This window comes from Pseudomonas sp. YuFO20 (assembly GCF_035064975.1).
In the GTDB taxonomy this organism is placed as follows: Bacteria; Pseudomonadota; Gammaproteobacteria; order Pseudomonadales; family Pseudomonadaceae; genus Aquipseudomonas; species Aquipseudomonas putida_AE.
In genome coordinates, this window is record NZ_JAXDEO010000055.1 from 1 (window position 1) to 13,593 (window position 13,593).

The following is a 13,593-nucleotide window of genomic DNA, read 5'->3' on the forward strand; positions in this document are numbered from 1 at the left end:
CGTCGAGATGAAAGAGTTCGAACTGGCCAAAGACAAGATCATGATGGGCGCCGAGCGCAAATCCATGGTCATGTCCGAGAAAGAAAAGCAGAACACCGCTTATCACGAAGCCGGCCATGCCATTGTCGGTCGCGTCGTGCCTGAGCATGATCCGGTGTACAAGGTCTCGATCATTCCGCGCGGTCGTGCGCTGGGTGTGACCATGTTCCTGCCGGAAGAAGATCGCTACAGCCTGTCCAAGCGCGCACTGATCAGCCAGATCTGCTCGCTCTACGGTGGCCGTATCGCTGAAGAAATGACCCTGGGCTTCGATGGCGTCACCACCGGTGCGTCCAACGACATCATGCGTGCCAGCCAGATTGCGCGGAACATGGTGACCAAGTGGGGCCTTTCCGAGAAGCTCGGTCCGCTGATGTACGCCGAAGAAGAGGGCGAAGTGTTCCTCGGTCGCGGCGGCGGTGGCCAGAGTGCAAGCTTCTCCGGTGAGACAGCCAAGCTGATCGACTCCGAAGTGCGTAGCATCATCGACCAGTGCTATGGCACGGCCAAGCAGATTCTCACGGACAACCGTGACAAGCTCGACGCCATGGCCGATGCCCTGATGAAGTATGAAACCATCGATGCCGAGCAGATCGACGACATCATGGCTGGGCGCACCCCTCGCGAACCTCGCGACTGGTCGGGCGGTACCGGTACATCCGGCACTCCTCCGGCGGTGCAGGGCGAACGTCCGGAAACACCTATCGGCGGTCCCGCTGCTGACGTTTAAGGTTTGAAATGACTTTTGTTCAGTCCTCGACCCGGTTGCCTTGCGGCAACCGGGTTCTTGATTTGGCCCAGACGCATGTCATGGGCATTCTCAATGTCACTCCCGATTCTTTCTCCGATGGTGGCAAATTCAGCCAGCTCGATGCGGCGTTGCGCCATGCGGAAGCCATGGTTGCGGCCGGCGCCACATTGATCGATGTCGGCGGCGAGTCCACTCGCCCGGGCGCCAGGGCGGTTTCTCCGCTCGAAGAGCTGGAGCGCGTGGCGCCGATCGTCGAGCGGATCCACCGTGAGCTGGATGTGATCATCTCGGTTGATACCTCCACACCCGCGGTCATGCGCGAAACAGCGCGACTCGGTGCCGGCTTGATCAATGACGTGCGTTCGTTGCGCCGCGAAGGAGCGCTGGATGCGGCGGCGGCTACCGGCTTGCCCGTGTGCCTGATGCACATGCTCGGTGAGCCGGGTGACATGCAGGACAACCCGCACTACCAGGACGTCACCCAAGAGGTGGGCCAGTTTCTTGCCGAGCGCATGGCTCAATGCGCAGCGGTGGGCATTCCGGCTGAGCGGATCATTCTCGATCCGGGTTTTGGCTTCGCAAAAAACCTGCAGCACAATCTAAGCTTGTTCAAGCACATGGAGGCCTTGCATGCCTTGGGGCGCCCGCTGTTGGTTGGGGTGTCGCGCAAGAGCATGATCGGTCAGGCGTTGAATCGTCCCGTCGGGGAGCGCCTGTACGGCGGTCTTGCCCTCGCGGCGCTGGCATCGCACAAAGGTGCGCGTATATTGCGTGTCCATGACGTAGCTGAAACAGTTGATGTGGTGAAAATGATCACCGCCGTGGAATCAGCCGAATAAGAAAGATGGAGTAATTATGACTAAGAAATATTTTGGCACCGACGGTATTCGTGGTCGGGTCGGCGTTTATCCGATCACTCCTGACTTCATGCTCAAGCTGGGCTGGGCTGCCGGCATGGCGTTCCGCAAGATGGGTGCGTGCAAGGTGCTGGTAGGCAAGGACACGCGGATTTCCGGGTACATGTTCGAATCGGCACTCGAGGCCGGGCTGACGTCGGCGGGTGCCGACGTGATGCTCCTGGGCCCGATGCCGACGCCGGCCATCGCTTACCTGACGCGTACCTTCCATGCTGAAGCCGGCATCGTGATCAGTGCGTCGCACAATCCCCACGACGACAATGGCATCAAGTTTTTCTCCGGGAAGGGCACCAAGCTTCCCGATGAAATCGAGCACATGATCGAAGAGCTGCTCGATACCCCGATGACCGTGGTTGAGTCGAGCAAAATCGGCAAGGTCTCGCGAATCAACGACGCCTCCGGTCGCTACATCGAATTCTGCAAGAGCAGCGTGCCGACCGGCACCAGCTTTGCCGGCCTGAAGGTCGTCATCGACTGCGCCCACGGTGCCACGTACAAGGTGGCGCCGAGCGTATTCCGCGAGCTGGGTGCCGAGGTCGTGGTCCTGTCCGCGCACCCCAATGGCCTGAACATCAACGACAACTGCGGTTCGACCCACATGGGCCAGCTGCAGGCTGCCGTGCTGGCCGAGCATGCCGACCTGGGTATCGCGTTCGACGGTGACGGCGATCGCGTGCTGATGGTCGATCACACCGGTGCCATCGTCGACGGCGACGAACTGCTGTACATCATCGCTCGCGATCTGCATGAGCAGAACAAGCTGCAAGGCGGTGTGGTCGGTACATTGATGAGTAACCTGGGGCTGGAGCTCGCCCTGGCGGACCTGGCGATTCCCTTCGTGCGCGCCAACGTCGGTGACCGTTATGTGATCGCTGATCTGCTGGAACGCAACTGGCTGGTGGGTGGCGAGAACTCGGGGCATATCGTGTGCTTCCATCACACCACCACCGGTGACGCAATCATTGCCGCGCTGCAGGTGCTGATGGCATTGAAGACTCGCTCCCAGGGCCTGGCAGAGGCACGCCAGGCATTGCGCAAGTGTCCTCAGGTGTTGATCAACGTGCGTTTCGGTGGCGGTGCAAACCCGCTCGAGCATGCGTCGGTCAAGGAGGCCAGCGAGCGTGTTACCCAGGCCATGGCGGGTCGCGGGCGGGTTCTGTTGCGCAAGTCCGGGACAGAGCCGCTGGTGCGTGTAATGGTCGAAGGCGAAGACGAAACCCTGGTTCGCGGCTACGCCGAAGAGCTGGCAAAACTGGTTACTGAAGTTTCTGCCTGAATTCGGCTTGCCAGCCTCGATTGTGTTGGGTAACATCTGCGCCCACTTTGACCGACGAGGTACAGCATGCGTCGCCCTATGGTAGCTGGTAACTGGAAGATGCACGGTACCCGCGCCAGCGTCGCTGAGCTGATCGACGGCCTATGTGACTTGGCCTTGCCGAGCGGTGTTGAGGTAGCGGTATTCCCGCCTTTGTTGCATATCAGCCAAGTGGTTGATGGCTTGAAAGGAAAGTCGATTTCGATCGGCGCGCAGAATTCTGCGGTGGAATCCGGACAAGGTGCACTGACCGGTGAGGTCTCGCCAAGTCAGTTGGTGGATGCAGGTTGTTCCCTGGTGCTTGTCGGGCACTCCGAGCGCCGCCAGATAATGGGCGAGCAGGACGAAATGCTGATTCGCAAGTTTGCAGCGGCACAGGCAAGCGGCCTGGTTCCGGTGTTGTGCATAGGGGAAACCCTGGAGCAGCGTGAAGCCGGCAAGACCCTTGAAGTTGTCTCGCAGCAACTGGGCAGCATCATCGACGAGCTGGGTGTCGGTGTGTTTGCCAAGGCAGTAATCGCTTACGAGCCGGTCTGGGCCATTGGCACCGGGCTGACTGCTTCGCCGCAACAGGCGCAGGATGTGCACGCAGCCATTCGCGCGCAGTTGGCGGCAGAGAATTCTGAAATCGCACAAGGTGTGCGGCTTCTATACGGCGGCAGCGTGAAGGCGGCCAATGCGGTCGAACTGTTCGGCATGCCGGATATCGATGGGGGCCTCATTGGTGGGGCTTCCCTGAATGCAGATGAGTTCGGTGCGATTTGTCGCGCCGCGGGAAACTGAAAAAATGCTGGAAACAGTCGTAGTCGTTTTTCATCTGCTGGGTGCATTGGGCGTAGTAGCTCTGGTTTTGCTGCAGCAGGGTAAAGGTGCGGACGCTGGCGCGTCTTTCGGAGCAGGTGCTTCAAATACTGTGTTCGGAAGCCAAGGTTCCTCTACCTTTCTTAGTAAGTTTACTGCTATACTTGCCGCAGGTTTCTTCATAACCAGCTTAGGGTTAGGTTACTTTGCTAAAGAGAAAGCTCACCAGCTGACTCAAGTAGGTTTGCCAAACCCGGCAGTGTTGGAAGTTCCAAAGCAACAACCGGCTTCTGATGATGTACCGGTGCTTCAAGAGCAAAAGTCGGCTACTCCAGCGACTGACGTACCTCCAGCTCAAGAGCAGAAGTAAGAAGGGTTTCAAACGTAGTATTGCCGAGGTGGTGGAATTGGTAGACACGCAACCTTGAGGTGGTTGTGCCCATAGGGTGTAGGGGTTCGAGTCCCCTTCTCGGTACCAATTAGTCAGGAGAGCCCGCTGTTGCGGGCTTTCTTGCAGGTGGAAGGTTACATTGACCCTGTAGGGGATCGGTCGTATACTTCCGCCCCAGCTTTGTCGCGGGGTGGAGCAGTCTGGTAGCTCGTCGGGCTCATAACCCGAAGGTCGTCGGTTCAAATCCGGCCCCCGCAACCAGTTTAAGGAGCCCCTTTTAAGGGGCTTTTTGTTAGCTGGACACTTCCAGCGCCGCTGTTCGACGGCGTTTCAAGGATGGGCGTTTCGCCCATTTTTTTATTTTGCACAGCATGCACATACATGCACGAGGGGGTTCAGGTGTCGAGCAAGCTAGAAGAGTTGCAGGCCTTGCTGGCCCCGGTGGTCGTGGCCCTAGGCTATGAATGCTGGGGTATCGAGTTTTCGGCTCAGGGTCGTCACTCGATGTTGCGCGTTTATATCGATAAAGAGGGCGGTGTGCTGGTGGACGATTGTGCCATCGTCAGCCGTCAGATCAGCGGTGTACTGGATGTTGAAGATCCGATCTCCGTTGAATACACCCTCGAAGTTTCCTCGCCAGGCATGGAACGCCCGCTGTTCACTCTTGAGCAGTTTGCAAAATTTGCCGGTGAACAAGTGAAGATCAAGCTGCGCTCGCCTTTTGAAGGACGACGCAACTTTCAGGGCCTTCTGCGCGGTGTAGAAGAGCAGGACGTCGTGGTGCAGGTAGATGACCATGAGTTCCTGTTGCCGATCGATATGATCGACAAGGCCAACATTATTCCCAGTTTTGACTGAGGCGTGCCAGATACTGCGGATCCCGCGGATCCAATGGCTTGCGAAAGGCGAGGCGTACGATGAGCAAAGAAGTACTGCTGGTTGTTGAGTCGGTATCCAATGAAAAGGGTGTACCGGCAAGCGTAATTTTTGAAGCGCTGGAGCTGGCTCTGGCCACGGCTACCAAAAAGCGTTTTGAAGACGAAGTTGATCTGCGTGTGGAAATCAACCGCCACACCGGTGCTTACGAAACCTTCCGTCGCTGGACGGTCGTCGAAGAAGAAAACCTGGACGATCCGGCCATCGAAACCTGGCCGAGCAAGGTTGCTGAAACGCACCCTGGCGCCAAGGTCGGTGACGTTGTAGAAGAGAAGATCGAATCGATCGAGTTCGGCCGCATCGCTGCACAGACTGCCAAGCAAGTCATCGTGCAGAAGGTTCGCGAAGCCGAGCGCGCCCAGGTTGTTGACGCTTACCGCGAGCGCCTGGGTGAAATCATCTCCGGCACCGTGAAAAAAGTCACCCGCGACAACGTGATCGTCGACCTGGGTAACAACGCTGAAGCGTTGCTGGCCCGTGAAGACATCATTTCTCGCGAAACTTTCCGGGTTGGCGTGCGCTTGCGTGCGCTGCTCAAGGAAATCCGCACCGAGAACCGCGGCCCACAGTTGATCCTGTCGCGTACCGCGCCGGAAATGCTGATCGAGTTGTTCCGCATCGAAGTGCCGGAAATTGCCGAAGGCCTGATCGAAGTAATGGCTGCGTCCCGTGATCCGGGTTCGCGCGCCAAGATCGCCGTGCGCTCCAAGGACAAACGCATCGACCCGCAGGGCGCTTGCATCGGTATGCGCGGTTCGCGCGTCCAGGCAGTGTCGGGCGAGTTGGGCGGTGAGCGTGTGGACATCGTCCTGTGGGACGATAACCCGGCTCAGTTCGTGATCAACGCCATGTCCCCGGCCGAGGTTGCGGCAATTATCGTTGACGAAGATGCCCATGCAATGGACATCGCCGTTGGCGCAGACAATCTGGCTCAGGCCATCGGTCGTGGTGGTCAGAACGTGCGTCTGGCCAGCCAGTTGACTGGCTGGACCCTGAACGTGATGACCGAATCGGACATCCAGGCTAAACAGCAAGCAGAAACCGGCGACATCCTGCGCAACTTCATCGACGAGCTGGAAGTCGACGAAGAGCTGGCACAGGTGCTGGTCGATGAAGGCTTCACCAGCCTGGAAGAGATTGCCTACGTACCGTTGGAAGAAATGCTCAACATCGACGGCTTTGACGAAGAAATCGTCAACGAGCTTCGCGCTCGTGCCAAGGATCGTTTGTTGACCAAAGCCATCGCTACTGAGGAAAAGCTGGCAGACGCCCATCCGGCCGAAGACCTGCTCTCGCTTGAGGGTATGGACAAGGATTTGGCGATGGAACTGGCGGTGCGCGGCGTAATTACCCGCGAAGACCTGGCCGAGCAGTCTATTGACGACCTGCTCGACATCGACGGCATTGACGATGATCGTGCCGGCAAGTTGATCATGGCCGCCCGAGCCCACTGGTTCGAGTAATTAGGCGCGGCCTGAGGAGAGAAGTGCATGACGCAAGTCACGGTGAAACAACTGGCCGATGAGGTCAAAACACCGGTAGAGCGCCTGTTGCAGCAGATGCGTGAGGCAGGTCTGCCGCACACCGCCGCCGAAGAAAGTGTGACTGACAGTGAGAAGCAATCGTTGCTGACTCACTTGAAAAGCAGCCACAAGGCGAAAGTGGAAGAACCACGCAAGATTACGCTGCAGCGTAAAACCACCAGCACCCTGCGTGTTGCTGGCAGCAAAAGCATCAGCGTTGAAGTACGCAAGAAGAAAGTCTTCGTACAGCGCAGCCCGGAAGAAATCGAAGCCGAGCGCAAGCGTGAACTGGATGAACGTCGCGCAGTAGAAAATGCTGCACGTCAGAAGGCTGAAGAAGAAGCCAAGCGCCGCGCCGAAGAAGAAGCGCGTCGCCAGCCTGCTGCTGCGCCGACCGCTCCAGCCCAACCCGTTGCAGCGCCCGCTGCGGTGGCCGAGCCTGTGCGCGAAAGCGCACCGGTCGTGGCAGCCGCTCCGGCACCTGCAGCCGATGCCCGCAAGCGTGACGAACAGCGTCGTCCGGACAAACCACGTGCCGACGACAGCAATCGTCGCGGTAGTGGCGATGGCGAGCGCAAAAACGCTCCGCATCGTGCTTCGGTCAAGGAAAAGGCGCCAGCGCCACGTGTTGCCCCACGTACTACCGACGAAGAAAGCGATGGCTTCCGTCGTGGTGGTCGCGGCAAGGCCAAGCTGAAGAAACGCAACGCCCACGGTTTCCAGAGCCCAACCGGCCCTGTCGTGCGCGAAGTGAAGATCGGCGAAACCATCACTGTTGGCGATCTCGCCCAGCAGATGTCGGTGAAGGCTGCTGAAATCATCAAGTTCATGTTCAAACTGGGTACCCCAGCGACCATCAACCAGGTACTGGACCAGGAAACTGCCCAGCTGGTTGCCGAAGAGCTGGGCCACAAAGTGACCCTGGTCAGCGACACCGCCCTGGAAGATTCCCTGGCCGAGTCCCTGAAGTTTGAAGGCGAGGCTGTTTCCCGTGCACCAGTCGTGACCGTAATGGGCCACGTTGACCACGGTAAGACTTCCCTGCTCGACTACATCCGTCGTGCCAAGGTAGCTGCTGGCGAAGCCGGTGGTATCACCCAGCACATCGGTGCCTACCACGTTGAAACCGACCGTGGCATGGTGACGTTCCTCGACACCCCTGGTCACGCCGCGTTTACCGCCATGCGTGCCCGTGGTGCCAAGGCGACCGACATCGTGATCCTGGTGGTTGCAGCGGACGACGGCGTGATGCCGCAGACCATCGAAGCTGTTCAGCACGCCAAGGCTGCTGGCGTTCCGCTGGTTGTCGCGGTGAACAAGATCGACAAGCCAGGTGCTGACCTCGATCGCATCCGTAGCGAACTGTCGGTACACGGCGTGACCTCGGAAGAGTGGGGTGGTGACACTCCATTCGTACCGGTTTCGGCGAAGATGGGTACTGGCGTCGACGAACTGCTCGAAGCCGTTCTGTTGCAGGCCGAAGTCCTGGAACTGACCGCTACCCCATCGGCTCCTGGCCGTGGTGTCGTGGTTGAGTCCCGCCTGGACAAGGGCCGTGGCCCGGTGGCTACCGTGCTGGTTCAAGACGGTACCCTGCGTCAAGGCGACATGGTTCTGGTCGGTTCGAACTACGGCCGTGTACGTGCCATGCTCGACGAGAACGGCAAGCCAATCAAGGAAGCCGGTCCGGCCATCCCTGTCGAGATCCTCGGCCTGGACGGTACCCCGGACGCTGGCGACGAGATGAGCGTGGTTGCCGACGAGAAGAAAGCCCGTGAAGTGGCTCTGTTCCGTCAAGGCAAGTTCCGCGAAGTCAAGCTGGCCCGTGCTCACGCCGGCAAGCTGGAAAACATCTTCGAGAACATGGGCCAGGAAGAGAAGAAGACGCTCAACATCGTCCTCAAATCCGACGTCCGTGGTTCGTTGGAAGCGTTGAACGGCGCCTTGAACGGCCTGGGTAACGACGAAGTGCAAGTGCGCGTGGTCGGTGGCGGTGTCGGTGGTATCACCGAATCCGACGCCAACCTGGCACTGGCCTCCAACGCTGTACTGTTCGGCTTCAACGTGCGTGCCGATGCTGGCGCGCGCAAGATCGTCGAGCAGGAAGGTCTGGATATGCGTTACTACAACGTGATCTACGACATCATCGAAGACGTCAAGAAAGCCCTGACCGGCATGCTCGGCAGCGATGTTCGCGAGAACATCCTGGGTATCGCCGAAGTGCGTGACGTGTTCCGTTCGCCGAAGTTTGGCGCGATCGCCGGTTGCATGGTGATCGAAGGTGTCGTTCACCGTAACCGTCCAATCCGTGTACTGCGTGAAGACATCGTTATCTTCGAAGGCGAGCTGGAATCCCTGCGCCGCTTCAAGGATGACGCGTCGGAAGTACGTGCCGGCATGGAATGCGGTATCGGCGTGAAGAGCTACAACGACGTCAAGGTCGGTGACAAGATCGAAGTCTTCGAGAAGGTTCAGGTTGCTCGCAGCCTCTAACTCGCGCACTTCAAGAGCCGTGATGGCCAGCCGCATGCAATTGCGCGGCGCATCGCCCGGACTCTAAACGCAACGCCCGGTCTGGCTTTTGTCAGGCCGGGCGTTTGCCGCTTTCAGACCACACGGGTTTCACCGTGGGGCAGTAACAGGTAACAAGACATGGCAAAAGAATACAGCCGTACCCAACGTATCGGCGATCAGATGCAGCGCGAGCTGGCACAACTGATCCGTCGTGAAGTCAAAGACCCGCGCGTCGGCCTGGTCACCATTACCGCTGTGGAAGTCAGCCGTGACGTCGGTCACGCGAAGATCTTCATCACCGTAATGGGCCAGGACAGCCACGAAGACATCGCGCAAAGCATCAAGGTGCTCAACTCCGCCGCCGGTTTCCTGCGCATGCAGCTGGCTCGCGAGATGAAGCTGCGCAGCGTTCCGCAGTTGCACTTCCACTACGATGAAAGCGTCGTGCGCGGTGCTCATCTGTCGGCCTTGATCGAGCGTGCAGTAGCCGAAGACAACCAGCACTCGGTTGCGGCACAAGCCGAAGACACCAAGGAGTAATCGGTGGCTCAGGTCAAACGTATCCGTCGTAACGTCAGTGGCATCATCCTGCTCGATAAACCGCTGGGGTTCACCTCCAACGCGGCCTTGCAGAAGGTCCGCTGGTTGCTCAACGCCGAGAAGGCCGGGCACACCGGCAGTCTCGATCCGCTGGCCACTGGCGTGTTGCCGCTGTGCTTCGGTGAGGCCACCAAGTTCTCGCAGTACCTGCTCGATTCCGACAAGGGTTACGAAACCCTGGCGCAGCTGGGCAAGACCACCACCACGGCCGATGCCGAGGGTGAGGTTTTGCAGGAGCGCCCGGTGACCGTTGGTCAGGCCGATATCGAAGCCGTACTGCCGCAATTTCGTGGGCAAATCAGTCAGATACCGCCGATGTACTCGGCCCTCAAGCGTGACGGGCAGCCCCTGTACAAGCTGGCCCGTGCAGGTGAAGTAGTGGAGCGCGAAGCGCGTTCTGTTACTATTACGCGCTTGGAATTGCTGGCCTTCGAAGGGGATACTGCGCGGCTTGCGGTGGATTGCACCAAAGGCACCTATATCCGCACCCTGGTGGAGGATATCGGTGAGCAACTCGGTTGTGGCGCTTACGTTGCAGAACTGCGACGTACCCAGGCCGGGCCTTTCACCCTGGCGCAGACCGTTACCCTCGAAGAGCTGGAAGCGGTACATGCCGAAGGCGGCAACGAGGCGGTCGACCGCTTCCTGATGCCATCGGACAGCGGCCTTCTGGATTGGCCACTGTTGCAGTTCTCGGAAGCGAGTGCGTTCTACTGGCTCAACGGCCAGCCGGTACGCGCCCCGGATGCCCCGAAGTTCGGCATGGTACGGGTACAGGATCACAATGGTCGCTTCATCGGTATCGGTGAAGTGAGCGAAGACGGGCGCATCGCGCCGCGTCGACTGATTCGGTCAGAATGACCGAACGAGTGTGGCTGTTAGCAGGCACGGTCACTACTCATTTTTAGATACAGGGATTTGTCCCTGGCCTGTTGAAACTGTTTTTGAAACAGTTTCCTGATAAAAGGATTGCCACATGGCTCTCGACGTTCAAGAAAAAGCTCAAATCGTAGCTGACTACCAGCAAGCTGTTGGTGACACTGGTTCGCCAGAAGTGCAAGTTGCACTGCTGACCGCCAACATCAACAAACTGCAAGGTCACTTCAAGGCTAACGGTAAAGACCACCACTCCCGTCGTGGTCTGATCCGCATGGTTAACCAGCGTCGTAAGCTGCTGGACTACCTGAAAGGCAAAGACGTGAGCCGTTACAGCGCTCTGATCGGTCGCCTGGGTCTGCGTCGCTAATAAGCGATTGCGCTAGAGGTTGGTTGTCTGTCGTGCGTCAGCGGTTTTCCGCCGGCGCGTGGCAGGCTCCCAGCCTCAAGTTTTATCTGGATATCCGTTTTGCCTGTGTGACACCCAGGACAACCGGTCGGGCCGATTCCCGGCGTTGCCCAAGAATTTCGCAAGAACCCAGTTTCCCCAAGAGCCACAAAAGAAGGTAGGACACCGTGAACCCGGTAATCAAAAAGTTCCAGTTCGGTCAGTCGACCGTCACCCTCGAGACCGGCCGTATCGCCCGTCAGGCCTCCGGCGCAGTATTGGTCACCGTTGACGACGACGTCAGCGTATTGGTGACCGTCGTTGGTGCCAAGCAAGCCGATCCAGGCAAGGGCTTCTTCCCTCTGTCTGTTCATTACCAGGAAAAGACTTACGCTGCCGGTAAGATCCCTGGCGGTTTCTTCAAGCGCGAAGGCCGTCCTTCCGAGAAAGAAACCCTGACTTCCCGACTGATCGACCGTCCGATCCGTCCGCTGTTCCCTGAAGGCTTCATGAACGAAGTGCAGGTCGTCTGCACCGTCGTGTCCACCAGCAAGAAGACCGATCCGGACATCGCTGCGATGATCGGTACCTCGGCTGCCCTGGCCATCTCCGGCATTCCTTTCGATGGCCCGATCGGCGCAGCCCGCGTTGCTTTCCACGAAAGCACCGGCTACCTGCTGAACCCGACTTACGAACAGCAGGCTGCTTCTAGCCTGGACATGGTCGTTGCCGGTACTTCGGACGCCGTGCTGATGGTTGAATCGGAAGCCAAAGAGCTGACCGAAGACCAGATGCTGGGCGCGGTACTGTTTGCTCACGACGAATTCCAGGTTGTGATCAACGCTGTTAAAGAATTGGCCGCTGAAGCTGCCAAGCCAACCTGGACCTGGGCTCCTGCGCCAGAAGCCACCGAACTGCTGGGCGCTATCCGTGCCGAGTTCGGCGAAGCGATCTCCCAGGCCTACACCATCACCGTCAAGGCCGACCGTTACGCTCGCCTGGGCGAGTTGAAGGACCAGGTCGTTGCCAAGCTGTCCGGCGAAGAAGGCCAGCCTTCCTCCAGCGAAGTCAAAGCGGCTTTCGGCGAGATCGAATACCGCACCGTTCGCGAAAACATCGTAAACGGCAAGCCACGTATCGACGGTCGCGACACCAAGACTGTACGTCCGTTGAACATCGAAGTCGGCGTTCTGCCAAAGACCCACGGTTCGGCTCTGTTCACCCGTGGCGAAACCCAGGCCCTGGTAGTCGCGACCCTGGGCACCGCCCGTGACGCACAACTGCTGGACACCCTGGAAGGCGAGAAAAAAGACCCGTTCATGCTGCACTACAACTTCCCTCCGTTCTCGGTGGGCGAGTGTGGTCGCATGGGTGGCGCTGGTCGTCGCGAAATCGGTCACGGCCGTCTGGCCCGTCGTTCGGTTTCGGCCATGCTGCCTGCCGCTGACGTGTTCCCGTACACCATCCGTGTAGTGTCGGAAATCACCGAATCCAACGGCTCGAGCTCGATGGCTTCCGTTTGCGGCGCTTCCCTGGCCCTGATGGACGCTGGTGTGCCGATGAAGGCGCCGGTTGCCGGTATCGCCATGGGCCTGGTTAAAGAAGGTGAGAAATTCGCCGTCCTGACCGACATCCTGGGTGACGAAGACCACCTGGGCGACATGGACTTCAAGGTAGCCGGTACCGCCAAAGGCGTCACCGCGCTGCAGATGGACATCAAGATCAAGGGCATCACCGAAGAGATCATGGAGATCGCTCTGGGCCAAGCCCTGGAAGCGCGCCTGAACATCCTCGGCCAGATGAACCAGATCATTGGCCAGTCGCGTACCGAACTGTCGGCCAACGCTCCGACCATGATCGCGATGAAAATCGACACCGACAAGATCCGTGACGTCATCGGTAAAGGCGGCGCGACCATTCGTGCGATCTGTGAAGAGACCAAGGCTTCGATCGACATCGAAGACGACGGCTCGATCAAGATCTTCGGCGAAACCAAGGAAGCTGCAGAAGCTGCTCGTCAGCGCGTCCTGGGTATCACCGCTGAAGCCGAAATCGGCAAGATCTACGTCGGTAAGGTTGAGCGCATCGTCGACTTCGGCGCATTCGTCAACATCCTGCCTGGCAAGGACGGTCTGGTTCACATCTCCATGCTGAGCGATGCTCGCGTTGAGAAAGTGACCGACATCCTGAAAGAAGGTCAGGAAGTGGAAGTACTGGTACTGGACGTGGACAACCGCGGCCGTATCAAGCTGTCCATCAAGGACGTAGCAGCAGCGAAGGCTTCGGGCGTTTAATTACTCCCGCGTCTGACCGCTGAACAACAAAACGCCCCGACTGGTTCGGGGCGTTTTGCTGTGCGCAGATCGCAGCTTATGCAGGAGCTGCCGCAGGCTGCGATCTTTTGATTTTAAACGTGTTCGAAGTTGCCTGACTCCATGGTCAGTGCTAGGTTTAGCCCACTGCCCGTGTAGCTCAGCCGGTAGAGCAGCGCACTCGTAACGCGAAGGTCGCAGGTTCGATTCCTGTCTCGGGCACCAGCGAC

General features: G+C 58.7%; 11 protein-coding genes, 3 tRNA genes and 1 pseudogene. All 15 read left to right on the forward strand.

Going from position 1 to position 13,593, the window contains the following annotated elements; all coding sequences use genetic code 11:
* Positions 1-769, forward strand: a pseudogene (locus SOP85_RS25045) (ATP-dependent zinc metalloprotease FtsH); the annotation flags it as partial.
* A gap of 8 nt (positions 770-777) precedes the next feature.
* Entirely contained in the window at positions 778-1,629 is an 852-nt protein-coding gene (folP, locus tag SOP85_RS25050) for a dihydropteroate synthase (protein ID WP_274074070.1), read from the forward strand.
* A gap of 16 nt (positions 1,630-1,645) precedes the next feature.
* Positions 1,646-2,983: a phosphoglucosamine mutase gene (gene glmM, locus SOP85_RS25055; RefSeq protein WP_274074069.1), complete on the forward strand. Its 1,338-nt coding sequence runs from the start codon at positions 1,646-1,648 to the stop codon at positions 2,981-2,983.
* Between the two features lie 66 nt (positions 2,984-3,049).
* A complete protein-coding gene (gene tpiA / locus SOP85_RS25060; RefSeq protein WP_323628574.1) occupies positions 3,050-3,805 on the forward strand; it encodes a triose-phosphate isomerase in 756 nt (251 codons plus the stop codon).
* A 4-nt stretch (positions 3,806-3,809) separates the two neighbouring features.
* The gene (secG, locus tag SOP85_RS25065) at positions 3,810-4,193 is read left to right on the forward strand and encodes a preprotein translocase subunit SecG (protein ID WP_017336473.1); all 384 of its coding nucleotides are present in this window, start codon (positions 3,810-3,812) and stop codon (positions 4,191-4,193) included.
* A 22-nt stretch (positions 4,194-4,215) separates the two neighbouring features.
* Positions 4,216-4,301: transfer RNA gene (locus tag SOP85_RS25070), tRNA-Leu, on the forward strand.
* Positions 4,302-4,398: 97 nt separating this feature from the next.
* Positions 4,399-4,475, forward strand: a tRNA-Met gene (locus tag SOP85_RS25075).
* A gap of 138 nt (positions 4,476-4,613) precedes the next feature.
* On the forward strand, positions 4,614-5,072 hold the full coding sequence (gene rimP, locus SOP85_RS25080) for a ribosome maturation factor RimP (protein WP_007915250.1): 459 nt from the start codon (positions 4,614-4,616) through the stop codon (positions 5,070-5,072).
* 59 nt (positions 5,073-5,131) lie between these two features.
* Complete coding sequence (gene nusA / locus SOP85_RS25085; RefSeq protein ID WP_274074067.1) at positions 5,132-6,613, forward strand: transcription termination factor NusA; 1,482 nt, start codon at positions 5,132-5,134, stop codon at positions 6,611-6,613.
* A gap of 27 nt (positions 6,614-6,640) precedes the next feature.
* Positions 6,641-9,166: a translation initiation factor IF-2 gene (infB, locus tag SOP85_RS25090; RefSeq protein ID WP_274074066.1), complete on the forward strand. Its 2,526-nt coding sequence runs from the start codon at positions 6,641-6,643 to the stop codon at positions 9,164-9,166.
* Between the two features lie 159 nt (positions 9,167-9,325).
* Positions 9,326-9,727 (forward strand): 30S ribosome-binding factor RbfA, encoded by a 402-nt coding sequence (gene rbfA, locus SOP85_RS25095; RefSeq protein WP_008057429.1) that lies wholly within the window; start codon positions 9,326-9,328, stop codon positions 9,725-9,727.
* 3 nt (positions 9,728-9,730) lie between these two features.
* Positions 9,731-10,648, forward strand: coding sequence for a tRNA pseudouridine(55) synthase TruB (gene truB, locus SOP85_RS25100; protein WP_274074065.1), 918 nt, complete (start codon positions 9,731-9,733; stop codon positions 10,646-10,648).
* Between the two features lie 115 nt (positions 10,649-10,763).
* Entirely contained in the window at positions 10,764-11,033 is a 270-nt protein-coding gene (rpsO, locus tag SOP85_RS25105; RefSeq protein WP_046820615.1) for a 30S ribosomal protein S15, read from the forward strand.
* 206 nt (positions 11,034-11,239) lie between these two features.
* Complete coding sequence (gene pnp, locus SOP85_RS25110) at positions 11,240-13,345, forward strand: polyribonucleotide nucleotidyltransferase (protein ID WP_007915263.1); 2,106 nt, start codon at positions 11,240-11,242, stop codon at positions 13,343-13,345.
* A 167-nt stretch (positions 13,346-13,512) separates the two neighbouring features.
* Positions 13,513-13,588 (forward strand) — tRNA-Thr (locus SOP85_RS25115).
* Positions 13,589-13,593 lie beyond the last annotated feature (5 nt).